Raw genomic sequence first — 21975 nt, 5'->3', positions numbered from 1 at the left:
CGGCGGCCGTCACCGGTCTCGTCACCGGAGTTCCCGGGTGTCCAGTGTGCCTTCGACGACGCCGCGCGCCACCTCCGACAGCTTCCTGTTGGAACTGCGGGCAAAGGAACGCAAGCGACGGAACGCGGTACCGAGGTCGACACCGACGCGTTCGGCGAGCATGCCTTTCGCCTGTTCGATGACGATCCGGCTGTCGAGCGCGGTCTGCAACTGTTCCGACAGCGTCCGATAGTGGCGTAATTCCCGCTGCTGCAGGAGACACAAAGTCGCGACGTCGGCGAGCGCCCGGCCAAGACGGCGGTCTTCGGCACTCAAGACCATGGTTTCGGCACTGAGAAAGGCGATCGCGCCGACAGTTTCATCCATCGTGCGCAGCGGAAGCGCGGAAACCGCGGCATAGCCCTTCCCCGCCGTTCTGGCGACGTAATCCGGCCAGCGCGAAACCTCCGCCGAAAGGTCGTGGACGGCGATGTCGTTCCCGGTCTCGAACGACTCGCGCGCCGGCCCTTCGTCGACCACCGCGGGATGGCGTTCGAGTTCGAGACCCGGCAAAAAGACCTCCGTGGAATCGATCGGCAGCAGCCGCGCGCATTCGCTGGACAAGGTGTCCACGACCCGATCCGGCTCGAGGTCTTCCGTGACGCTCGCGGTCAAGCTCGCGAAGGCGGCACAGACCGCGGGTTCCCGGTCCGCTCGCCAGCTGCTCACCCGAGCGATTCTGGCCCCCACCGCGACCAGCGGCAACGACCAGATGGAGGATCCTGTACCGACGGCGTCACGGACGGCGACGACCGTTGATCTCGGCCGGATAACGATCGACGAGGAGTTCTCAGTGCCGTCGCAGGGAAAACGGCGGGACCGTGTTCGCCCTCATCGCGTCTTCGTCCATAGTGGACTCTCCGATTCCCGCCTTGCCGATCCTTTCCGCGACGAGCGCGCCGGGATCGTCGAGTTGGTCGGCCCTGCCGCTCAGGAACGCCCATTCGTGCTCGTCCGAACCGTAGTAGAGAACGGTGCCGAACGATTCCGAGAACCGGCGCCACGACGTGATCAGCGTCTGGTTGCGCCACAGCGTCGGGCAGCCCGCCTGGCACCCGACCACTCCACCGTCGGTGAGCAATGCCGTGCACCGGGCCAGGAAATCGCTCCCGTACAACCGGTTGTGCTGAGCCTCCGGATCGTCGTTCTCGTCCGGCAGGTCGATCACGACCACGTCGTAGGAGTCGCCGCGCTCACGCGCCTCGGCGAGGAACTCCCAGCCGTCGCGGTAGTGGATCCGGATCTTCCCCTCCCCGCGCTCCGCACGGGCCAGATCGTCGAGGGAGTAGCCGTAGGGAAGGTGCTCGGCGCAGGCCCGCACCGCTTCGGCGTCGATGTCGACGTGGTCGACCACCTCGGCGCCCGCGGCGACCGCGAGTTCGGAGGCGACCCCTTCGCTGGAGCCGATGATCAGCACCCGCTCGACGCGTTCGGCGAGCAGCAGCGAAGGGAGCATCAGCGCCTCGTGGTAGACGAGCTGGCTCAGTTCGGTGCTCTGCCGTTCGTCGTCGCAGAACAGGGAGACCCCTTGCGCCGTCCGTCCGATAAGGACGTTCTGGAACGCGGTGCGGCCCTCGAACAGGACCTCCTCGACGGCCCAGTTCCGGGTGAGCCCCGCGCCCATCGGCTCGACGATCACTCGCTGCGCCATCAGTTCTCTCCTCGTTCCACGGTGGACATCCGGACGGTCCCGGCGCCCAGCATCTTCGCCAGCAGTGCGACCGCGCGTTCCGGATCGGCCCGGTCCCCGCAGGTGAAAACGTCGACGAACACCGAGCCGATCTCCGGATAGGTGTGCACCGACGCGTGCGATTCCGCCAGCAGCGCGAGCACGGTGACCCCTTGCGGGGCGAAGGAATGCGACACGACTTCGCAGACGGTCGCCCCCGCCTCGGTCACCGCTTCGGCGAGTGTCTTCTCGAGGAGCACGGCGTCGTCGAGCAACGACGGCTCGATCCCCTCGAACTCCGCGAGTACGTGGCGGCCGGCGAACCGGCCGACGAGTGGTACTTCACCCGGCATCGGCGAACCTCCCCACACAATAAGTACGCAACGGCTCGATTCCGTTGAACGCGACGGACGAATAGCTGGCGGTGTACGCCCCGGTGCCCGGGATGTCCAGCCGGTCGCCCGCCCGCAACGACAGCGGCAGCGCGCACGGCGTCCGCTGGTACAGCACGTCGTCACCATCGCAGGTCGGCCCGGCGAGGACCACCGGTCCTTGCGGTCCCTTGACGCCGACGGCCTCCAGCCGATACGCGACGGCTTCGTTCTCGCACTCCGCCATTCCGTTGTACCTGCCGACGTCGAGGTAGACCCAGCGGCGTTCGTCCGCGGCGGCGCGCGTCGTCACCAGGACGACCTCGGTCCTGATGAGCCCGGCGTCGCCGACGATCACGCGACCGGGTTCCAGCAGCAGCTCCGGTTCCGGCAGATGCTGCCGGCGGGCGGCGTGGATCACCTCCGCGTAGTCCGTCAGCGACGGCACGGGTTCCCGGTGCTCGGTGGCGAACCCGCCGCCGATGTTGAGCCGCTCCAGTACCACGCCCGCGTCGGCGGCGACCTTGGCCGCGGTCGCGATCCCGATCTCCCAGGCGGCCGGATCCGGCTGCTGCGAGCCGACGTGGAACGCGATTCCCGGCCGCAGTCCGGCTTCCGCGGCCTGACGGAGCAGCGCCGCGGCCACCGCGGGCTCGCAGCCGAACTTGTGGCCGAACGGTGTGACCGAGTCCGGGCCGCCGGTCAGCAGGCGGACCGAGACCAGCGAACCGGGCGCGTGCTCGGCAAGGTTCGCCAGATCACCGGCGGAATCCGTGGTGAATTCACGGACCCCGCGTTCGCCCGCGAAGGCGATGTCCGCCGGTTTCTTGATCGTGTTGCCGTAGGCCAGGTCCGCCGCCCGCGCGCCCCGGGACAGGCACAGCTCGATCTCCCCCGGGCCGGCCACGTCGAACCCCGCGCCGGTCGACGCCACGGCGTCGAGTACCTCGGGAGCCGGATTCGCTTTGACCGCGTAACGGATCAGCGCGTCCGGGAACGCCGCCGTGACCGCGGCCGCACGCTCCGCGACCAGGTCGGTGTCGACGACCAGGCACGGTGTCGGCGGCTCGCGATCCGCCAGGAAGGCGCGGATCCGGTTCAGGCTTGCGGTCACACACCCCAGGGTGTCAAAGCCCGATCACCGGCCCGGAACCCGGGGTCACGCCCGGACGTCACCAGAGGATTGCTCCGGCAGCTCCACACCGTGCTCGGCGGCCAGCCGCTCCAGGTTGGCCAGATCGGCGCCGACGGCCGAAGCCCTGTCCTCGTCCGAGGCCTGCTTGGCGATCTGGACGTCTTCCCTCGCCTGCCGTACCCGGTCCCGCAGATTCACCGCGAACTCGCTCATCGTGCACCCCCGATCTCCCGCACCTTGTCTGCTTTCACCCTAGGACCCTCCGAATCGGTCACCCACGTGATCTGCGTCATCACGGGTTCGTTCGTGTCGGAGTGAAGCAGTATGACGGCAGGTCCCGCGTTTGGCAGATCAGCGGAGCCCGGCCTTTTCGGCAGGTTCCGGCGCGGGAGCGCGTCGGCCGATCACCGCGAGCGGGACGAGGGCGCACAGTCCGCCCGCGACGGCGACCAGAACGTATCCGCCCAGGCCGAAGAGCTGCCCGGCGAGCAGGCTCGCCGCGGCCGAAGTCCCCCAGACGAAGGCGTCGACGGTGCCTTGCGCCCTCGTCCGCTGGGCGGGCGGGAGATCTCGGCTGAGCATGCTGCTGCCACCGACGAACACCAGGTTCCAGCCGTAGCCCAGCAGGAACATCGCGACCGGGATTCCCACGTGATGCGAATCCGGGGCGCCGATCGCGGTGACCGCCGCGACGGTGAGCGTGCCGATCCCGCCGAAGATGGCCGCGCGGCCGCCCCAGCGGTCGGCGATCCAGCCGGACAGCGGTGCCAGCGCGAACATCCCGACCAGATGGGCGCTCAGCACCCAGCCGACGACGTCCAGCCCCTGACCGTGCTGGTGCAACTGGACCGGCGTCATCGTCATCACCGCCACCATGGCCAGCTGCGCGCCGACCATCGCCACGAGCGGCCCGAGGATCACCGGGTTCCGCACGGACATCCGCTCCCGTCTCGGCACCCCGTCGGCCGGTGCGGCGAGGCCTCGCGGCAGGGTGGCGACGGCGACCACGGCGATGGCCACGACGATCGCGCCTGCCGCGATCGGCCCGGACAGGGCGGGCAGGTCGGCGGCTTCGGCCCTCGCCGCGGCCGGTGCGATCAGCGCGGGCCCCGCGATCGCGCCGACGGTCCCCGCCCAGACCATTGTGGACAGTGCGAACCCCTTGCGGTGCTCGGGCGACAGGTCGGCGGCCGTGTACCTGGACAACTGCGCGCCGCTGTTTCCGAAGCCGATCAAGGGCATCCCCGCCACCAGCGCGAGCACGGATCCGCCGAGCACTCCGGCGAACGAGATCAGCGCGCCGGCCACCGCGGCGCCGTACATGAGCACGAGGACGAGCCGCCTGCCGTAGCGGGCGGCCAGTGCCCCGGACCACAGCGAACCCGCCGCGGAACCGAGTACCAGCACGGCGTTCGGCAGTCCGCTCCACGCGGCGCCGGCGTGCTCGACCACGATCAGCGCCGCCGTGGTGGACAGGCCGACGACCGCGGTGCTGAGACAGGCGACACCCATGAAGAGCGCGAACATCGGTTTCATGATTCAAACCTAGGGATTCCGGGCGCCGCGGCGAATAGGCTGACGAAGGCCTCGCTGGGCTTCGAGGCGCATCATGGAAGGAATCCGGGCGCGATGACCTTACGATCGGAAAGGGCGCTGGACGACCTCGACTGGCGGCTCCTCGAAACACTCCAGGGCGACGGGCGGCTCTCGTTCAAGGAACTCGGCCGCCGTGTGAACCTCTCCGCGCCCGCCGTCGCCGAACGGGTCCGGCGGCTGGAGGAAGCGGGCGTCATCACCGGGTATCGGGCCCAGGTCGACGCCCACCGCGCCGGGTACGGCCTGCAGGCGTTCGTCGAGATGCGCTGCTCGCTCGGCAGCTGCCTGCTGCGCACCAGCAAGTCGGAGGACTACCCCGAGGTGGTCGAACTGCACCGGCTCAGCGGCGACCGCTGCACCATGCTGAAGGTGCGGGCCGTGTCGCTCGAACACCTCGAAGGCCTCTTCGAACGGCTGGGCAAACACGGTGAGATCCGGTCGTCGGTGGTGCTGTCCACGCAGTACGAGGGCAGGCCGGTCGGCCCGCCGGTCGAGGACTACCTGAAGGCGACGAAGAGCGAGGGCTGGAGCGTCTGATCACGCGCGTCGTCCGTCTGATCACGCGCGTCGTCCATCTGATCACGCGTGTCGTCCATCTGATCACGCGCGTCGTCCATCTGATCACGGAGGACGAGGACCAGTGCCGTGGTCGTGGTGGTGCGATGGTCGCCAACGGACGACACGGGTGATCAGACGGACGACACGTGTGTGTGCCAACGGACGACACACCCACGGAAGTTCTGCCACCGGACGGATCAGGAATCGAGAAGCGACGGCGTGCTGCGTTCACCTAGCGTGATCACCAACAAGGACGAACGGCTCGAAGCTGGTTAGATCGAGCCCGGTGCGGCTGACGGAACGTACACGCGGCCCCCGTGAGGATGGAGAGAAGATGCGCAAGACCACCCGGCCGCAGCCGCCCGAGCAGCACCCCGCCGACAGCCACGACCTGATCCGCGTGCTGGGCGCGAGCGAGAACAACCTCAAGAACGTCGCCGTCGAGTTGCCGAAGCGACGGCTGACGGTGTTCACCGGGGTTTCCGGATCGGGCAAGAGCTCACTGGTCTTCGACACGATCGCGGCCGAGTCGCAGCGGCTGATCAACGAGACGTACAGCACCTTCGTACAGGGCTTCATGCCGACGCTGGCCCGGCCCGAGGTCGACGTGCTCGACGGCCTGACCACCGCGATCATCGTCGACCAGCAGCGGATGGGCTCGGACCCGCGTTCCACGGTCGGCACCGCCACCGACGCCCACGCCATGCTGCGCATCCTCTTCAGCCGGCTCGGGAAGCCGCATATCGGCTCCCCGCAGGCGTTCTCCTTCAACGTCGCGTCTATCTCCGGAGCCGGCGCGGTGACCGTCGAGAAGGGCGGGCGGACCACGAAGGAACGCCGCGAGTTCAGCATCACCGGCGGCATGTGCGCCCGCTGCGATGGCCGCGGGCAGGTCAACGACATAGACCTCACCGCGCTGTACGACGACACCAAATCCCTCAACGAGGGCGCGCTGACGATCCCCGGTTTCTCCATGGACGGCTGGTACGGCCGCATCCTGCGCGGCTGCGGCTTCTTCGACCCCGACAAGCCGATCAAGAAGTACACCAAGCGGCAGATGAACGACCTGCTCTACAAGGAGCCGGTCAAGCTCAAGATCGAGGGCATCAACCTGACCTACTCGGGACTGATCCCCACGATCCAGAAGTCGTTCCTGTCCAAGGACCGCGAGGCGATGCAGCCCCATATCCGCGCGTTCGTCGACCGGGCGGTCACCTTCGCCACCTGCCCCGAATGCGACGGGAGCAGGCTCAGCGAACTCGCGCGCTCGTCGAAGATCAAGCGGATCAACATCGCCGACGCCGGCAAGATGCAGATCAGCGACCTCGCCGACTGGGTCCGCGGGCTCAAGGAGCCGTCGGTGGCGCCGCTGCTGGAGAAGCTCCAGCACACCCTCGACTCCTTCGTCGACATCGGCCTCGGCTACCTCTCGCTCGACCGGCCGTCCGGCACGCTTTCGGGCGGCGAGGCGCAGCGCACGAAGATGATCCGGCACCTCGGTTCCTCGCTCACCGATGTCACCTACGTCTTCGACGAACCCACCATCGGGCTGCACCCGCACGACATCCAGCGGATGAACAACCTGCTCCAGCAGTTGCGCGACAAGGGCAACACGGTGCTCGTCGTCGAGCACAAGCCGGAGACCATCGCCATCGCCGACCACGTCGTCGACCTCGGGCCCGGCGCGGGTACCGCGGGCGGGACGATCTGTTTCGAGGGCACCGTCGAAGGCCTGCGCGCCAGCGACACCATCACCGGCAGGCACCTCGACGACCGGGCGTCGCTCAAGGACAGCGTCCGCAAGCCCACCGGCAAACTGGAGATTCGCGGCGCGGACCGCCACAACCTCCGGAACGTGGACGTCGACGTCCCGCTCGGCGTCCTCTGCGTGGTCACCGGTGTCGCGGGTTCCGGCAAGAGTTCGCTGATCCACGGCTCGATCCCCGCCGCCGAGGGCGTGGTCTCAGTCGATCAGACCCCCATCCGCGGCTCGCGGCGGAGCAATCCGGCCACCTACACCGGTCTGCTCGAACCGATCCGCAAGGCCTTCGCCAAGGCCAACGGCGTGAAGCCCGCGCTGTTCAGCGCCAACTCCGAGGGTGCCTGCCCGAACTGCAACGGCGCGGGCGTCATCTACACCGACCTCGGCATCATGGCGGGCACCGCGACCACCTGCGAGGAATGCGACGGCAAGCGGTTCCAGGCGTCGGTGCTGGAGTACACCTTCGGCGGCAAGAACATCAGCGAAGCGCTCGAAATGCCGGTCTCCGAGGCCGTGAAGTTCTTCGGTGAGGGCGACGGGCGCATCCCGGCCGCGCACGCCATCCTCAGCAGGCTCGACGACGTCGGGCTCGGCTACCTCAGCCTCGGCCAGCCGCTCACCACGCTTTCCGGCGGCGAACGCCAGCGGCTGAAGCTCGCGACGCACATGGGCGACAAGGGCGGCGTCTACGTCCTCGACGAGCCGACCACCGGTCTGCACCTGGCCGACGTCGAGAACCTGCTCGGCCTGCTGGACCGGCTCGTCGACGCGGGCAAGTCCGTGATCGTGATCGAGCACCACCAGGCGGTCATGGCGCACGCCGACTGGATCATCGACCTCGGCCCGGGCGCCGGCCACGACGGCGGCAAGATCGTCTTCGAGGGCACGCCGTCCGACCTCGTCGCGAGCTCTTCGACGCTCACCGGCGAGCACCTGGCGGCCTACGTCGGCAAGTGACCCTCCCCCTTCCGCATTTAGTCCTCTAAATGCGGAAGGGCGCGGGTTCGCACGCGTTGCGAAAGCCACTTTCGGGACATCTGGTGTCCCGAAAGTGGCTTTCGCGACAGCCGAAGCCGGCGCCGAGGTGAGGGGCGGGCTCCACGGGGCGGCGACAGGGCACGTTGCGAAAGCCACTTTCGCAACCTTCAACGTTGCGAAAGTGGCTTTCGCAACCCCTCACTCGGCCCCACCCGACCCGCATTTAAGTCTTCTGAATGCGGGTCGCTTACTCGCTCGCCCTTCGCGGTGCGGCCTCGGGGCCGCACCCAACCACATTTAGAGGACTAAAATGCGGGGAGGTCACTCGGCGTCGAGGCCTTCGCGGTCCGCCCACTCGAGCAGGGTGTCGAGCGAGTATGCCGTGTCGTCGATGCCCGCGTGCAGGTCGCCCAGTTCGGCGAAGCGCGCGGGCACGGTGGCGATGGTGAACTCACGCGGTTCGACGTCGTCGATCTCGTCCCACCGGATCGGGGTCGAGACGACGGCTTCGGGCACGCCGCGAACCGAGTACGCGCTCGCGATGGTGTGGTCGCGCGCGTTCTGGTTGTAGTCCACGAACAGCTTCGTCGGGTCGCGGTCCTTGCGCCACCAGGTGGTGGTGACCTCGTCGGGCATCCGGCGCTCGACCTCGTGCGCGAAAGCGAGCGCCGCCCGGCGGACCTCCTGGAAACCCCAGCGTGGCTCGATCCGGACATAGACGTGCAGGCCGTGCCCGCCGGAGGTCTTCGGCCAGCCGGTGATCCCGAGTTCGTCCAGGATCTCGCGGACGGTGTGGGCGACCTTCCGCACGGTGGAGAAGGGGCAGTCGGGCATCGGGTCGAGGTCGATCCGCCATTCGTCGGGGCGTTCGGTGTCGGCGCGGCGGGAGTTCCATGGGTGGAACTCGACGGTCGACATCTGCACCGCCCAGATCACGTCCGCGGGATGGGTGACGCACAGTTCGTAGGCGTGCCTGCCGGACGGGAAATCGACGCGGACGGTCTGCAACCAGTCGGGAGCACCGTTCGGCACCCGTTTCTGATGGACCTTCTCCCCCGAAACACCGGAGGGGAACCGGTGCAGCATGCACGGCCGTTCCCGCAGCGCCCGCACGATCCCGTCGCCGACGGCGAGGTAGTACCGGACGAGGTCGAGCTTGGTCTCGCCTCGTGCCGGGAAGTACACGCGATCCGGGTTCGAGACGCGCACCGTCCGGTCGCCGACCTCGATCTCCACCGCCGAGCTTTTCGCCATACAAGGAAACTAACCCGAACGTCACCGGTCCGCCGCTCTGTCAGGATGAACGACATGGCACCACGGACCCGCGCGGAGGCACTGTCCCGCGAGCGCATCGTCGAGGCCGCCGTCGGGCTCCTCGACACGGCGGGCGAGCGCGGGCTGACCTTCAAGACGCTGACCGAACGCCTCGCCACCGGTCCCGGCGCGATCTACTGGCATGTGCCGAACAAGGGCGCGCTGCTCGACGCCGCGACCGCGTCCGTCATCGCCGGCGCGCTGGCCGTCGAAGCCACGGGCTCACCCCTGCGTGAGATCCGCGCCCTCGCGCTCGGCCTGTTCGACGCGGTCGACCGGCACCCCTGGCTGCCCCCGCAACTCGCCGCGCAACTCTCCCGCAGCCCTTGGGGTTCGGTGACGCCGCGGATCTTCGAAAGCATCGGGCAGCGGGTCAGCGCGCTCGACGTCCCCGAAACCACCTGGTTCACGGCGACCTCGGCACTGGTGCACTACATCTTCGGCGCCGCCGGCCAGAACGCCGCGAACTCCCGGGTGGCCGGGGTGGACCGCGCCGAATTCCTCCACGCCGCGGCGGACGCCTGGGAAGGACTCGATCCGGCCGAATTCCCCTTCCTCCGGTCCATCGCCGGCGACGCGCGCGATCACGACGACCGGGAGCAGTTCCTCACCGGGCTCGATCTGATCCTCGCCGGGATGACCGGCGCCGGTGGATCGCGGCGACCATGACGGCGAACACCGCTGAAAGGAAGGTCACGTCCACCGCCGGGACCCAGCGCACCTCGCCGCCTTTGAGGACGTACGCGCCGACAGGTCGCGCCGCGAGGATGAAACCGCCACCCTCGCCTTCCTTGTCCTGTTCGGCGCCGTGCCCACCGCCTCCACCGCCGATCACGCTCGCGGCCGGGATGACCACGACGCCATCCTTCTCGACGGGCTCGCCGTAGACGCGCCGGACGGTGAGGTTGTCGCGCATGACCCCGACGACCTTTTCGAGTCCCATCAGCCTCCCGCCCTGTCCAGTTCCAGCGCGATCGCACCTCGCAGGAGGTCCCGCGCCCTGTCCAGACCCATCGAACCAGAAAGCCACCGCTCGCTGAGTCCTTCGACGAGCCCGGTGAGCCGTTCCGCAGCGTCCTCGGCCTTGACTCCGGCACCGCCGACACGCCGGATCACCCCGGCGACTTCGTCCACCCAGATCCGTGTCGACTCCGCCAGCGGCTCACGCAGCTCCGGGGTGAAGACGGCGCTGGCCCGCAATTCGCCCCAGGCCGTGCTGTTCTCCCGCACCGACTGGGTGTCCTGAAGTTCCCCGAACAGCAGGAGTTCCAGTTCGGCGCGGGGATCCGCCGCCTTGGCCGCGGCCTCTTCGGTGTACGCCGCGGCGCGATCGCTGACGAATTCCAGCGTCTTCCGCAGGAGCCCGGCGCGGTTCGTGAAGTGGTAGTAGATCAGCGAGGTCGAGATCCCTGCCTCCGCCGCGATCTTCTCCACCCGCAGGCCCCGCACACCGCTGCGCGCGATCACTCGCACGGCCGCTTCCAAGATCTTCTGCTGACGTTCGAACACGGGGCTTCACCCTAGTCATCTGGTCCTGACTGAATTTTCAGTCAGATGCTATCGTGTCAATACCGGTCCGACCAAGGAGTGCAGAAAGTGTTCGATTCGTCCCTTCCCCGTCGCACGGTCCTGCGCGCGGTGACCGCGGTCGGCGCCGTCGCCGTCGGGAGCGCGGTGGCGGGTCGCAGGCTGGGCGCCGAATGGGAAAGTCACGCACGCACCTACCTGTCCTGGCCCGCGTCGAAGTCCATCTGGGCGGAGGATCTCCCCGTCGTCCGTGAGGAGATCGCGGGTCTGGCCAAGGCGATCGCCGACTTCGAACCGGTGGTGCTCCTCGCCAGGCCCGAGCACGCCGACGCCGCTCAGCGAGCCTGCGGCGACACCGTCGAGGTCGCCCCGATCCCGGTCGACGACCTGTGGGCGCGCGACACCGTCCCGGTTTTCGTGGAGGAGGCGGGCAAGGTCGCGGGCGTCGACTTCAACTTCAACGGCTGGGGCGGCAAACAGAAGCCACACGACAAGGACAACGCCGTGGCGAAGTCCGTGCTGGGCGAGTACGGCCTGGCCCGCACCGAAACCTGGATCACCGCCGAGGGCGGCTCGTTCGAGACCGACGGCGCGGGCACCCTGATGGTCACCGAAAGCTCACTCGTCAACGACAACCGCAACAAGGGCAAGAGCCGCCAGGAGATCGAAGACGAACTGAAGAAGGTGCTCGGCGTCCGGAAGGTCATCTGGTTCGCGGGCGTTCGCGGCGAGGACATCACCGACGCCCACGTCGACTGCCTGGCCCGGTTCACCGCGCCCGGCGTCGTACTCCTGGACAAAGCCGCGCCCGGAACGCCGCCCGATTCCTGGTCTCGTGCGACTGATCAGGCGAGGTCGGTGCTCGCGAGCACCACCGACGCCGACGGCAGGCCCTTCGAGGTCATCGAGCTCGTCCAGCCGGATCCGGACAAGGTCGAAGGCTACGGCGAGGACAGCGTGATCTCGTACGCCAACTTCTACGTCGCGAACAAGTCGGTCTTCGTGCCGGAATTCGGTGACATCGAGGCGGACGAGCGCGCCCAGCGGATCTTGCGCGAGCAATTCCCCGGCCGCGAGATCGTGCCGGTGAAGATCCCGGCCATCGCCGCGGGAGGCGGCGGGATCCACTGCTCGACACACGACCAGCCGGGTCAGCCTTCCTGAGGCAGCACCGACATCACTTCGGACACCGGGCGCAGATGCTCCTCCAGCAACCGTGACGCCTCTTTCGCGTCGTGGTCGTTCAGGGCGGCGACCAACGCCCGGTGTTCCGCGTTGATCACGGTCAGCCGTTGCGGGCGCGCCTCCAGCGCGCGGACCGTGACCCGCTGCTGCCGCGAACGGAGCGTGTCGTACAGCTCGGTCAGGACGGTGTTGCCCGCGGCGTTCACGATGGCGCGGTGGAACCGGCGGTCGAAACCCGACACGGCGAACCAGTCGTGTTCGGCGCCGGAGCTTGCCATGGCTTCGATGAGTTCCGGCAGTTCGGCGGGAGCGCCCGCCCGGTTCGCGCAGAGCATGGCGATGGCGTGGCCTTCGATCAGCCGCCTGCTCTGGTAGACCTCTTCCAGCTCCCTGGCGGTGACCGTGCGCACCTGGGCGCCCTTGCGGGGCAGGAGGCTGATGAACCGCTCGGCGGCCAGGCGGTGGAACGCCTCGCGCACCGGGGTCCTGGAGACGCCGACGACGCCGGAAACCCACATCTCGTCGAGGAACCGGCCGCCTTCCAGCTCGCCCGAGATGATTCCGTCGCGCAGCCACGTGTAGACCCGCTCGCGCGCCGGGCCGCCCCCTTCGGCGGTCACAGTCATCTCGTTCCCCCTCTATTTCGTCACTTTCCGCGACAGAGCCTACACCTGGACCAGCCAAGTATCCATCATGTATACAAGAGTTCCACTGATTGGAAGGGGTCCCATGGTGCACGTCGCGGTGGCGCAATTCGCGCCCGGCAACGACAAAGAGGCCAACCTCGCCCGAGTCGCCTCCCTGGTCGGCGAAGCGGCCGACCGCGGCGCGCGGGTGGTCGCGCTGCCCGAGTACTCGTTGTTCACCGTACCGACGATGAGCCGGGAATTCGTGACCTCGGCCGAAGAACTCGACGGGCCGTTCGTCACCGAACTGCGCGGCCTCGCGAAGGACAGGCAGATCACCGTCGTCGCGGGCATCAACGAAGCCCTCCCCGGCGGCGAGCGGATCTCGAACACGCTGGTCGCGGCCGGCCCCGACGGGGCGATCACCGCGCTCTACCGCAAGCTGCACCTGTACGACGCCTTCGGTTTCCGCGAATCGGAACTGGTCCGGCCCGGCGACATCGAGGCCCCGGAGACGTTCGAAGTCGACGGGATCACCTTCGGTCTCCAGACCTGCTACGACCTGAGGTTCCCGGAGGTCACCCGTCGCCTGGTCGACGCGGGCGCCGACGCGGTACTGCTGCCCGCGGAGTGGATGCCCGGTCCGCTCAAAGAGGACCACTGGACCACCCTGATCCGGGCCAGGGCGATCGAGAACACGATCTACCTCGTCGCGGCCGGGCAGGCCGCCCCGACGGGTTCGGGGCACAGCATGATCGTCGACCCGATGGGCGTCGTCGTCGCTTCGCTCGGCGAGCGCACGGGAACCGCGACCGGCGAGGTCTCCGCCGAGCGGATCTCCGAGGTACGCGCCAAGAACCCGGCGCTGGAACTGCGCCGGTTCACCGTCACCCCGAAGTCCTGAGTATCTTCTGAACCGGAAGTCCGTTCGTGAAGACACGCCCTCGGGCGTGGTGACGCGGCTTCCGTTCGCCTGGGTGCCGGGTGGCCGCCCGGCACCCAGGCTCGGTTCACGGCACCAGCAGTCCCCAGTGGACGGCCCACGGGATAAACAGCACGGTTCCGGCCAGCAGCAGGCCGACCCGGACTCCCCCACGTTCCTTCTTCCGCCACCACGAAACCGCGGTCACCGCCCCGGCGACGACGACCCCGACCGCGATCAGCTGCAACGCGAGCCATGGCAGCGTCCGTCCGAAAAGGACCGGACCAGGCCCCATCGCCGCCCCCGTCGTCAGCACGACGTAGTAAACGAGAAATCCCACCGTCCCGAGCAGGCCTGCCGAAGCGAGCCAGCGTGCGGGCCCGGCGAGCGGAACCTCCTTACGACGGCGGAACAACGCTGTCACCGGGTAGGCCGCGAACGCCAGCAGAGCCAGCGCCCAGACCACGATCTGCACCCACGGCACCTCGTACCAGGCGAGCGGTGCCAGCGCGGCACTTTGGCTCGCCTGGACCGGAGGCGGGTCGGCGGACGGCCCGTCCTTCGTTCCGTTCACCCAGTTCGCGACGAGGTCGAGATAGCCGGGAGCGAAGCCGTCGAGTTTGTCGAAACCATCGGTGGTCCGCCGGAGCCCGTGCTGGACCTGCGGGAACACCTTCAGCGTGTACTGCCGGTTCCCGGCCCGGTCCAGCGTCTCCTGGAAGATCCGCACGGCTTCGCCGGGCGGGGTGAGCCGATCCAGCTCACCCCATAGGCCGAGCACCGGCTGCCGCACCTTCTCCAGCACCGGAACCGGATCGTATCCGGCCTCGGGGAACACACCCGCGCCCGCGAGGGTGCGCATATTCGTCGACGACACCATGTCCACCATCGAACCGGTGACCCCGCCGCGGCGGAGATAGGTCTCGAAGGCCCACGACTGCTGGCGATCGGGCGAAACACCGTTGGCACCGACGGTGACCACGAAGGCGACGTCCTTCGACTTCGACGCCGCCAACGGCGCGACCCAGCCTCCTTCGCTCAGGCCCCACACGCCGACGCGGGCCGGGTCCACCCCCGGACGCGAACGCAGCGCCCGGACCGCGGCGAGAGCGTCGTCGGCCAGGACCGAGTAGTCCCGTTCGAACAGCGAATAACCCTCGGTCCGCTTGTCGTAGATCAGTGTCGCGATCCCCGCCTTCGCGAAGGATTCCGCCTCGGCGCGGTAGTCGTCCCGGTCGTGTTCGCCGGATCCGTGCACCATGACGATGCCCGGCGCTGGACCACCGCCCTCCGGCGCGACCACCGTTCCCCGCAAGGTGACCCCGTGGCTGGTGAACGAGACCTCGCTGTCCGGAGCCGAGGCGGGCAGCGGTGACGAGATCGCCACGAGGGTCGCGAGCAACGCGCCGATCATCGCCTGCTCACCCGGACGACCTCCAGCGACGGCGACGCGAGGATGTCCTTCTCGCAGTACCGTTCGGTGACCCACTGCTTGCGCGAGTACAACTCCGTCTGGTCGCTGTGGTGCGCGGACTTCGGGTTCGCGGACTGCGAGTAGGTCACCAGCGTCGTCGTGTCCGGGCACCCCGTGCCGTTGAACGCCACGACGTGCAGGTACGTCCCGCCGTGCGTGATCTCGGTGTAGCCGCGAGCCGGATCCCACGGCCCGCCCAGCGAGTCGTAGACACCGCGGCCGGCGGTTCCGCCACCCAGCGGGATCTTCCGGCCGTCACGGACGACGTAGTGGTTGTCGCCGTACGGCGTGTCGAGCGGGATCTTCGCCGCCTGCAACTCCGCGACAGCGCCGGCGAGCGCCTCGCGGATCGCGGCGTTACCCGTGTCGAGGGTGTTCGGCGTGTTGACCGGATCCTTGACGTCGAACGGGACCTTCCAGATCGACGGACCCACCCGATCCACCGCCGACCAGAACCGGTCGAACAGCAGAGCGCCCCGGCTGTCCGCGTCCGAACGGCCGTCCCAGCCCGCCAGCACGGCGCACGCGGCGTCCATGCCCGGCATCGTGCGGCACATCGCGACGACGTCGGCCCGGACGAGTTCGGCGGCGTGGTCCCGGTGCGAGAACATCAGGTCCCGCATCGCTTGCCCGGTGAAGCCGCCCTTCTCCAGCTGATCGGCGATCTCGACGAAACCGCCCCTTGTCCGCATGTTCTGTTCGTAGCGGACCGGGCCCACGATCCGGGGAAAACCGGTCTTCGGCACCGCGGGATTGGGCAGCCAGTAGCTGTCGTTCGAGTTCGCCACGTAATCGGACCGGCTCAGACTCGGCAGGCTGGACGGACCGAAGACGCCCGGGCGCAGCGCGTCGCGATCCCGGCCCCACGCGCAGGCCGTCTTGGCACCGTCGAGCACCGCGACCCCGTCAGCCTCGAACATTTCCTTGCCCAGCGGCGTGTTGCAGCGCGCCGCCTTCTCATCGGTGACGTGCGGGACGCCGTGGATCTGGCTGAACTCGACCCGCCCGCGATCGTCGGTGGCGAGGATGTTCATCCACGGCAGCCCTTGGGTCTCGCGGACCGCGTCGATCATCTCCCCCGCCGTCCGGCCGCGGGCGATCGCGAACATCGAGTTCGTCATCCCGACGTTCGTGGCGTTCGCGTCCGCGATGGCGAACGCGGTCGACGCCGTCCACGGCAGTTCCCGCTGCCCGAGCCGCGTCGTCACCGGGCCGTACCGGGTCGTCCACTGTGGACGTATGACTCGTTCCGAAGAGCCGTCGGCCTTGCGCGACAGGACACTCACGTCGTGGCGGCGCATCCGCTCGGGCTTCCCGTCCACCAGGTACGTCGTCGGTGAGCCGGGCACGAGCTTCAACTCGAACAGCGTGTACGTACGCGTCTGGTCGGTCGCGGTTCCACTCCAGGCGGCGGTTTCGTTGTGCCCCAGCCACATGAGCGGAATACCGGGGATACCGGCGCCACTGACGTTCAGCTTGCCGGGCAGCGTCAGCTGCGACTGCCACAGCCTGGTCCCGCTCAGCTGCCAGGGCAGGTGCGGGTTGGCCAGCAAGACACCGCGTCCGTTCGCCGACGCGGCCGATCCGACCGCGATCGCGTTGCTGCCGATCCCGGTTTCCCCGAGCATCTGTTCGGCACCGCCACCCGCGGGCGGGGCACCCGGCAGCGACGCGGTGATCGAGTCCGCGACGCCGCCCTGACCGAAGATCATGCCGACCGCGTGGCTGTGGCGGTAGACGTCGAGTTCGGTGATCGGCTTCAGCCAGCCGGCGCCCCGGCAGGCCGGGTCGGTGTTCTCGCCGCTGCGGAGGTACTTGTTGACCCCCTCGACGTAGCCGCGGACCAGTTCGCGGACCTCCCGGTACGGCCCGCGCGGCGCGGGCGCCGAAAGGAGCCGCTCGATCACGCCGCTTTCGTTCAGACCTTGGAAGTACAGGTCGCTCGCGAGGTTCGTGCTCGCTTGGCTGACCCCGCTCGTGGGCGGCGCGTCCGGCCCGAGCCGGCGGGAACGCTCGGCCCGCGTCGTGACCGCGACGTCCGCGATCGCGCAGATGTTGTCCTTGGCCGCGGCGAACCCCTGCCCGAAGCCCAGGTTCACCCAGTCGTTCGCGACGATATGCGGGATGCCGTATTCGGTGTAACGGATGGTGGCGTCCGGCCGGGATGCCCCGTCCGGCGGTTGCGCGGCCGCAGCGGTCCCCGCCGCGAGCAGGCTCGCCGCGGCGCAGACGGCCGCGATTCTCTTCCAGAGCAGCACGCTGCTCCCCCTTGTCTGTGGAGTCGTTCGTGAAGACACGCCGTCCGGCGTGGTGACGCGATGCCGGTGGTCGAGTGGCCGCTCTCCCACCGGTTATTCAGTTCCCTTCCCCCACCTCCCCGTCGGCGTCCGGGAACGCCGTCCAGCGCACGAGTACCTTCCGCGCGTCCGGGCCGGGCTCCGGCCGCCAATAGCGGCGCAGCAAGTCCAGGTACTCGTCGAAGAACTCCTTGAGCTCTTCGAGGTTCAGGTGGACCGAGCCACGGGAGAACACCAGCGCGTCTCCCCATTCGCCCAGCTCACCGCGCCGCTCGAGGAAACGCGCCAGCTGTTCGAGGTCCTCGGTGAACGCGGCGCGCTGCGCCTCGTCGAACACCGCGCGCATCTCGTCGTTCTGCTCGCTGTGCCGGGGCCAGCGGATGTCGCGTGGCCGGGCACGCCACCAGCGCTCCTTGCCGTGCGCGAGTTCCGGCGCCTCGTCGACGAAGTCGTACTTCGCCAGTTCCCGCAGGTGGTAACTGGTCGCACCCGAGCTCTCCCCCAGCTCCTTGGCCAGCTTCGTCGCCGTCGCGGGTCCGCGGCCCAGCGCCTCCATGATCCGGCGGCGCAGCGGGTGCATCACCGCCTTCAGCACGGCGGCGTCGGCGATCTCTTCGGGTGGCGGCGGACCGGTCATGACCCCAAGGTAGACGTGCAAAGAAGATTGTGCAAAGGTCTCTTTGCACGCGGTTCAGACCACCGCCGCGGAGCGAGCGAGGATTCTGCTGACGTTTCGGTGAACTCAGCGTGAAATTGACAACTTCACTACGAAGGTCTTGTGCCGGGCGGACGAAAACTCGACAGGTTCGCGGGTTTTTCGTTGCGTCGTCCCCGAAATTCGGTTGTATCGGATAGTTTTGCCCGGAGTCGACCTTGCGGGAGAAAATATGCCGAAGCACCGCCCTCGACAGACGGACAGGTTGTCCGCCCGGCACCGGACGGCCTTCGCGCTCGCCGGTGGCGCACTGGCCGTCCTGCCCGCGGTCACCGCGTCGGCGGGCCCGGACGCCGCGCCGAAACCGGCCGTACCGCAGAACCAGGCCGCGGCCTGGCAACCGCCGGCGGGCACCGTCCCGGAGATCGCCGTCGACGGCAGTCTTCCCCAGCCACCCACGCCGGATCCGCTGATCGTCCCCGGCCACAGCGGGAACGTCGGTGGCGCGTTCGCACCGTCGGGCGCGCTCGGCATCCCCGCCAGCATGATGAAGGCATACCAGAACGCGGCCGACATCCTCGCGAAGGAACTGCCGGGCTGCCACATCGACTGGGCGCTGATCGCCAGCATCGGCCGCATCGAGTCCAATCACGCGCGCGGCGGCTACGTCGACGCCAAGGGCAACACCCTCGAACCGATCCTCGGCCCGCAGCTCAACGGCGCCGGGCCGTTCGCCGCGATCTCCGACACCGACGGCGGCAAGTACGACGGCGACACGGTGTGGGACCGCGCCGTCGGCCCGACGCAGTTCATCCCGTCGACCTGGAAGGGCTACGCCTCCGACGGCAACGGCGACGGCGAGTCGAACCCGAACAACATCTACGACGCGACGCTGGCCTCGGGCCGGTACCTCTGCTCCGGCGGTGTCGACCTGACGTCGGAGCAGACCCAGCGCGTGGCCGTGTACCGCTACAACCACTCACTGTCCTATGTGGACACAGTGATCCGGTGGGCGGTCGCCTACCGCGGCGGCGTCGCGACCACACCGGACAGCCAGGTGCCCGTCGGCGCGTCCGACTCCCCGGACGTCGCCGCCGGCACGCCCGGCGGCCAGGTCCCGGTGCCGACCCTGCCCGGCACTCCCCCGCCCGGCACGACCACGCCGCCGCCGACCTCGCCGCCCGGCACATCGCTCCCGCCGAGCAGCACCACACCGCCGACCAGCACCCCGCCTTCGTCGACACCTCCCTCGTCGACGCCGCCGTCGAGCACGCCTCCGTCCTCGACGACGCCCCCTCCGTCCAGCACGTCTTCCGCGCCGCCGGCCTCGACGCCGGCCGGGGACACCGGCGAAACGACCCCGACCAGCACCACCACTTCGCCGACCCCGTAACCGATCGCTTCCCCAAACGCCGGTCCGTGAAGGCCTCCTTGAGGGACTCTGGGTCCCTCAAGGAGGCCTTCACGGACCGCACCTGCAGCAGGAGTCCAGCGGCTGCGCATGAAGGCCCCTTGCCCAGGTACATGAGGGACCCCTTCCTGCACCTAGGCGCAAGGAAGGGGTCCTTCATGTACCGAAGAGGCGGCGGTGGCGTGTTGCGAAAGCCGACGGGGCCACGAACTGAGCGCCCGGAATGTCCCGAAGACGTGCCGCGTTACCGCTTCTCGTAGCCACCAACCGAGAGAAGCGAGACACGGATGTCGTCTTTCGTCATGACCGCCGAAGAACGAGAAGCCTTCCTGAGCGAGGTCCACATCGGGGTCTTGGCCGTGGAGCGGGAAGGCCGGGCCCCGCTGGCCGTGCCGGTCTGGTACGACTACGAGCCCGGCGGCGAGCTCCTGATCTGGATGGACGGCGGTTCGGTCAAGGACAAGGCGATCAAGAAGGCGGGCAGGCTCAGCCTGGTCGCGCAGACAGAGACCTTTCCCTACAAGTACGTGACGGCCGAGGGTCCGGTCATCGCCAACGACACGCCGCCGACCAGGGAGCAGGCGCTGAAGATCGCGCACCGCTACCTGCCCGGTGACGAGGGCACGAAGTACGTCGACGGCGCGCTCAGCGACAACTCCGTGCTGGTCCGCGTCCGGCCGGAGAAGTGGCTGAGCAACGACCAGGGCAAGGCCTGACCGCATGACGGTGTCCCGGCGGGCGGACCCGCCGGGACACCGTCATCAGCCCGCGATCGGTTCGAACTCGACGACGCTGTCGAGTGCCTTGCCCATCGCGGCGTTCCCTTCGCGTTCGATCATGATCTCCACCAGCACCGGCCGCGACGTCCGCTCGGCCTCCTTGCGCGCCCACTCCAGCGACGTCCGGATCTCGCCCGGCTCGGTGACGCGGGTGCCGGAGCAGCCGTAGGCCTCCATGACCTTCACGTTGTCCGTGCCGATCTTGTCGTAGTGGATGTCGACCTCGAAGTTCATCTCGTAGCCGGTCTCGGCCTGCCGGATGAGCCCGAGGTACTCGTTGTTCAGCATGATCAGCACGAATCCGACGTCGTACTGCGCGGCGACCGCCAACTCCTCCACCAGGAACTGGAACGAGTAGTCCCCGACGACGCCGACGACCTCGGCCTCCGGTTTCGCCTTCTTGACCCCGATCGCCGCCGGGATCTCCCAGCCGAGCGGGCCCGCCTGACCGCACACCTGGTAATGCCGTGGCTTGTGCGCGCGCTGGAACTGCCCGGACCAGATCTGGTAGAGCCCGATAGCGGTGACGAAGTAGGCGTCCTCGCCGTAGAACTCGTTGATCTCCTTGAACACCCGGGGAGCCTTGATCGGCGTGTCCTCGAAGTCCTCGCGGCGCGGCAGGCTCTCCTTGAGTTCGCCGATCCGCCGCGGCCACGCGCGATCCCGCGCCGGGGAACGTTTCGACGCCGCCTCGATCAGCGCGTCTAAGAAGGTGCCCGTGTCCGACACGATGCCGAGGTCCGGCCCGAACACCTTGCCCAGTTGCGTCGGCTCGATGTCGACGTGGATGAACCTCCGGTTCCCCCGGTAGACGTCGAGGTCACCGGTGTGCCGGTCGCCGAACCGCGCGCCCAGCGCCAGCACCAGATCCGCTTCGAGAAAGGCCGCGTTCGCCCACCGCTGCGAGGTCTGGACACCCGCCATGCCGGCGAACAGTTCGTGGTCCTCGGGGAAGGTCCCCTTGCCCATCAACGTCACGCCGACCGGGACACCGAGCAGTTCGGCCGCGGTCCGCAGCCGGTCGCTCGCGTCGCCGAGCACCACGCCGCCACCGGCGAGGATCAGCGGCCGTTCGGCGGCGAGCAGCAGATCCAGCGCTCGCTCGACCCTGGCCGGTGACGGCGTCGCCCTGGTGACCGGCAGCGGCGAGTCGATACTGGAATCCCACTCGATCTCCTGCCGCTGGACGTCGATCGGCAGGTCGATCAGCACCGGGCCCGGACGGCCGGACCGCGCGATCCGGAACGCCTCCCGGAACACCCACGGCAGCTGGGCCGCCTCCTTGACCTGCACGGCCCATTTCGTCACCGGCTTGGCGATCTCGACGATGTCGACGGCCTGGAACGCCTCGGTGTGCAGCTTCCGCGAGTCGGCCTGCCCGGTGATGCACAGGATCGGGATCGAGTCGGCCTGCGCGGTGTAGAGGCCGGTGATCATGTTCGTCCCGGCGGGCCCGGAGGTGCCGATCGCGACGCCGACGTTGCCGGTGGTCCTCGCCCAGCCGTCGGCCATATGGGTCGCGCCCTCTTCGTGGCGCACGATCAGATGCTCGATGCCGCTGTCCTGCATCGCGTGGTACAGCGGGAGGATCGCGGCGCCGGGGCAGCCGAACGCGGTGTCGACGCCCTCACTGACCAGGACGTCGACGACGGCCTGCATGGCGGGGATTCTTGGCAT

Annotated in this window: 21 protein-coding genes; 7 read left to right on the top strand and 14 right to left on the bottom strand. The window is 68.7% G+C overall.

Annotated elements, in window-relative coordinates:
* Positions 1 to 21: 21 nt before the first annotated feature.
* The 6 genes from ACLJQ7_RS00345 to ACLJQ7_RS00320 all read right to left on the bottom strand — a co-directional run bounded on the left by ACLJQ7_RS00345 (position 22) and on the right by ACLJQ7_RS00320 (position 4750).
* The gene (locus ACLJQ7_RS00345; protein WP_410646052.1) at positions 22 to 708 is read right to left on the bottom strand and encodes a GAF and ANTAR domain-containing protein; all 687 of its coding nucleotides are present in this window, start codon (positions 706 to 708) and stop codon (positions 22 to 24) included.
* Between the two features lie 121 nt (positions 709 to 829).
* Positions 830 to 1690, bottom strand: a complete 861-nt coding sequence (locus ACLJQ7_RS00340) for a spermidine synthase (protein WP_410646050.1) — start codon at positions 1688 to 1690, stop codon at positions 830 to 832.
* The gene (gene speD / locus ACLJQ7_RS00335) at positions 1690 to 2061 is read right to left on the bottom strand and encodes an adenosylmethionine decarboxylase (RefSeq protein WP_410646049.1); all 372 of its coding nucleotides are present in this window, start codon (positions 2059 to 2061) and stop codon (positions 1690 to 1692) included. Before speD ends, ACLJQ7_RS00340 begins: the two co-directional genes overlap by 1 nt.
* The gene (locus tag ACLJQ7_RS00330; RefSeq protein WP_410646048.1) at positions 2051 to 3193 is read right to left on the bottom strand and encodes a type III PLP-dependent enzyme; all 1143 of its coding nucleotides are present in this window, start codon (positions 3191 to 3193) and stop codon (positions 2051 to 2053) included. The genes speD and ACLJQ7_RS00330 overlap by 11 nt, the downstream gene beginning before the upstream one ends.
* 45 nt (positions 3194 to 3238) lie before the next feature.
* Complete coding sequence (locus ACLJQ7_RS00325; protein ID WP_125683248.1) at positions 3239 to 3427, bottom strand: hypothetical protein; 189 nt, start codon at positions 3425 to 3427, stop codon at positions 3239 to 3241.
* A gap of 138 nt (positions 3428 to 3565) precedes the next feature.
* Entirely contained in the window at positions 3566 to 4750 is a 1185-nt protein-coding gene (locus ACLJQ7_RS00320) for an MFS transporter (RefSeq protein ID WP_410646047.1), read from the bottom strand.
* Between the two features lie 93 nt (positions 4751 to 4843).
* Here ACLJQ7_RS00320 and ACLJQ7_RS00315 point away from each other — a divergent pair, with 93 nt between their 5' ends.
* Positions 4844 to 5347: an Lrp/AsnC family transcriptional regulator gene (locus ACLJQ7_RS00315; protein ID WP_410646046.1), complete on the top strand. Its 504-nt coding sequence runs from the start codon at positions 4844 to 4846 to the stop codon at positions 5345 to 5347.
* Positions 5348 to 5702: 355 nt separating this feature from the next.
* The gene (locus tag ACLJQ7_RS00310) at positions 5703 to 8087 is read left to right on the top strand and encodes an ATP-binding cassette domain-containing protein (RefSeq protein WP_410646045.1); all 2385 of its coding nucleotides are present in this window, start codon (positions 5703 to 5705) and stop codon (positions 8085 to 8087) included.
* A 342-nt stretch (positions 8088 to 8429) separates the two neighbouring features.
* Here the strand turns inward: ACLJQ7_RS00310 and ligD are convergent, their stop codons facing one another.
* Entirely contained in the window at positions 8430 to 9362 is a 933-nt protein-coding gene (ligD, locus tag ACLJQ7_RS00305; protein WP_410646044.1) for a non-homologous end-joining DNA ligase, read from the bottom strand.
* Between the two features lie 54 nt (positions 9363 to 9416).
* Between ligD and ACLJQ7_RS00300 the strand changes: the two genes are divergently transcribed.
* Complete coding sequence (locus ACLJQ7_RS00300) at positions 9417 to 10091, top strand: TetR/AcrR family transcriptional regulator (protein WP_410646043.1); 675 nt, start codon at positions 9417 to 9419, stop codon at positions 10089 to 10091.
* Here the strand turns inward: ACLJQ7_RS00300 and ACLJQ7_RS00295 are convergent.
* Both ACLJQ7_RS00295 and ACLJQ7_RS00290 read right to left on the bottom strand, forming a co-directional pair.
* Complete coding sequence (locus ACLJQ7_RS00295; protein ID WP_410646042.1) at positions 10030 to 10365, bottom strand: sporulation protein; 336 nt, start codon at positions 10363 to 10365, stop codon at positions 10030 to 10032. The genes ACLJQ7_RS00300 and ACLJQ7_RS00295 overlap by 62 nt on opposite strands.
* Entirely contained in the window at positions 10365 to 10931 is a 567-nt protein-coding gene (locus tag ACLJQ7_RS00290; RefSeq protein WP_410646041.1) for a TetR/AcrR family transcriptional regulator, read from the bottom strand. The genes ACLJQ7_RS00295 and ACLJQ7_RS00290 overlap by 1 nt, the downstream gene beginning before the upstream one ends.
* An 87-nt stretch (positions 10932 to 11018) precedes the next feature.
* On the opposite strand from ACLJQ7_RS00290, the gene ACLJQ7_RS00285 reads away from it, so the two are divergent.
* Complete coding sequence (locus ACLJQ7_RS00285; protein ID WP_410646040.1) at positions 11019 to 12113, top strand: agmatine/peptidylarginine deiminase; 1095 nt, start codon at positions 11019 to 11021, stop codon at positions 12111 to 12113.
* Here the strand turns inward: ACLJQ7_RS00285 and ACLJQ7_RS00280 are convergent.
* Positions 12101 to 12760 (bottom strand): GntR family transcriptional regulator, encoded by a 660-nt coding sequence (locus ACLJQ7_RS00280; protein ID WP_410646038.1) that lies wholly within the window; start codon positions 12758 to 12760, stop codon positions 12101 to 12103. The two genes, ACLJQ7_RS00285 and ACLJQ7_RS00280, sit on opposite strands and share 13 nt — an antisense overlap.
* A gap of 103 nt (positions 12761 to 12863) precedes the next feature.
* On the opposite strand from ACLJQ7_RS00280, the gene ACLJQ7_RS00275 reads away from it, so the two are divergent.
* Positions 12864 to 13664 carry a carbon-nitrogen hydrolase family protein gene (locus ACLJQ7_RS00275; RefSeq protein ID WP_410646037.1) on the top strand — a complete coding sequence of 267 codons (801 nt, stop codon included), beginning with the start codon at positions 12864 to 12866 and terminating at the stop codon, positions 13662 to 13664.
* 106 nt (positions 13665 to 13770) lie between these two features.
* Here ACLJQ7_RS00275 and ACLJQ7_RS00270 read toward each other — a convergent pair whose 3' ends face one another.
* The 3 genes from ACLJQ7_RS00270 to ACLJQ7_RS00260 form a co-directional block, all read right to left on the bottom strand.
* Complete coding sequence (locus ACLJQ7_RS00270) at positions 13771 to 15096, bottom strand: alpha/beta hydrolase family protein (protein ID WP_410646036.1); 1326 nt, start codon at positions 15094 to 15096, stop codon at positions 13771 to 13773.
* Positions 15093 to 17414: a penicillin acylase family protein gene (locus tag ACLJQ7_RS00265; protein WP_410646035.1), complete on the bottom strand. Its 2322-nt coding sequence runs from the start codon at positions 17412 to 17414 to the stop codon at positions 15093 to 15095. Before ACLJQ7_RS00265 ends, ACLJQ7_RS00270 begins: the two co-directional genes overlap by 4 nt.
* Before the next feature lie 97 nt (positions 17415 to 17511).
* On the bottom strand, positions 17512 to 18090 hold the full coding sequence (locus tag ACLJQ7_RS00260) for an ArsR/SmtB family transcription factor (RefSeq protein ID WP_410646034.1): 579 nt from the start codon (positions 18088 to 18090) through the stop codon (positions 17512 to 17514).
* 250 nt (positions 18091 to 18340) lie between these two features.
* Between ACLJQ7_RS00260 and ACLJQ7_RS00255 the strand changes: the two genes are divergently transcribed.
* On the top strand, positions 18341 to 19501 hold the full coding sequence (locus ACLJQ7_RS00255; protein WP_410646033.1) for a lytic transglycosylase domain-containing protein: 1161 nt from the start codon (positions 18341 to 18343) through the stop codon (positions 19499 to 19501).
* 305 nt (positions 19502 to 19806) lie between these two features.
* Positions 19807 to 20235 carry a pyridoxamine 5'-phosphate oxidase gene (locus ACLJQ7_RS00250; RefSeq protein WP_410646031.1) on the top strand — a complete coding sequence of 143 codons (429 nt, stop codon included), beginning with the start codon at positions 19807 to 19809 and terminating at the stop codon, positions 20233 to 20235.
* A 45-nt stretch (positions 20236 to 20280) separates the two neighbouring features.
* Here the strand turns inward: ACLJQ7_RS00250 and gcl are convergent, their stop codons facing one another.
* Positions 20281 to 21975: a glyoxylate carboligase gene (gene gcl / locus ACLJQ7_RS00245; RefSeq protein ID WP_410646030.1), complete on the bottom strand. Its 1695-nt coding sequence runs from the start codon at positions 21973 to 21975 to the stop codon at positions 20281 to 20283.

This window comes from Amycolatopsis sp. cmx-4-54, from assembly GCF_046548895.1.
Lineage (GTDB): Bacteria > Actinomycetota > Actinomycetes > Mycobacteriales > Pseudonocardiaceae > Amycolatopsis.
The sequence above is the reverse complement of the archived record's forward strand: the minus strand, read 5'-3'. Positions and strand labels throughout refer to the sequence as shown.

What these genes read in the sequence shown, in the direction of transcription:
- ACLJQ7_RS00275 (WP_410646037.1), top strand. Translation starts at nt 12,864, where the DNA reads ATGGTGCACGTCGCGGTGGCGCAATTCGCGCCCGGCAACGACAAAGAG.
- ACLJQ7_RS00340 (WP_410646050.1), bottom strand. Translation starts at nt 1,690, where the DNA reads ATGGCGCAGCGAGTGATCGTCGAGCCGATGGGCGCGGGGCTCACCCGG.
- ACLJQ7_RS00320 (WP_410646047.1), bottom strand. Translation starts at nt 4,750, where the DNA reads ATGAAACCGATGTTCGCGCTCTTCATGGGTGTCGCCTGTCTCAGCACC.
- ACLJQ7_RS00260 (WP_410646034.1), bottom strand. Translation starts at nt 18,090, where the DNA reads ATGACCGGTCCGCCGCCACCCGAAGAGATCGCCGACGCCGCCGTGCTG.
- ACLJQ7_RS00315 (WP_410646046.1), top strand. Translation starts at nt 4,844, where the DNA reads ATGACCTTACGATCGGAAAGGGCGCTGGACGACCTCGACTGGCGGCTC.
- ACLJQ7_RS00250 (WP_410646031.1), top strand. Translation starts at nt 19,807, where the DNA reads ATGTCGTCTTTCGTCATGACCGCCGAAGAACGAGAAGCCTTCCTGAGC.
- ACLJQ7_RS00295 (WP_410646042.1), bottom strand. Translation starts at nt 10,365, where the DNA reads ATGGGACTCGAAAAGGTCGTCGGGGTCATGCGCGACAACCTCACCGTC.
- ACLJQ7_RS00325 (WP_125683248.1), bottom strand. Translation starts at nt 3,427, where the DNA reads ATGAGCGAGTTCGCGGTGAATCTGCGGGACCGGGTACGGCAGGCGAGG.
- gcl (WP_410646030.1), bottom strand. Translation starts at nt 21,975, where the DNA reads ATGCCAAGAATCCCCGCCATGCAGGCCGTCGTCGACGTCCTGGTCAGT.
- ACLJQ7_RS00255 (WP_410646033.1), top strand. Translation starts at nt 18,341, where the DNA reads ATGCCGAAGCACCGCCCTCGACAGACGGACAGGTTGTCCGCCCGGCAC.
- ACLJQ7_RS00270 (WP_410646036.1), bottom strand. Translation starts at nt 15,096, where the DNA reads ATGATCGGCGCGTTGCTCGCGACCCTCGTGGCGATCTCGTCACCGCTG.
- ligD (WP_410646044.1), bottom strand. Translation starts at nt 9,362, where the DNA reads ATGGCGAAAAGCTCGGCGGTGGAGATCGAGGTCGGCGACCGGACGGTG.
- speD (WP_410646049.1), bottom strand. Translation starts at nt 2,061, where the DNA reads ATGCCGGGTGAAGTACCACTCGTCGGCCGGTTCGCCGGCCGCCACGTA.
- ACLJQ7_RS00310 (WP_410646045.1), top strand. Translation starts at nt 5,703, where the DNA reads ATGCGCAAGACCACCCGGCCGCAGCCGCCCGAGCAGCACCCCGCCGAC.
- ACLJQ7_RS00280 (WP_410646038.1), bottom strand. Translation starts at nt 12,760, where the DNA reads ATGACTGTGACCGCCGAAGGGGGCGGCCCGGCGCGCGAGCGGGTCTAC.
- ACLJQ7_RS00300 (WP_410646043.1), top strand. Translation starts at nt 9,417, where the DNA reads ATGGCACCACGGACCCGCGCGGAGGCACTGTCCCGCGAGCGCATCGTC.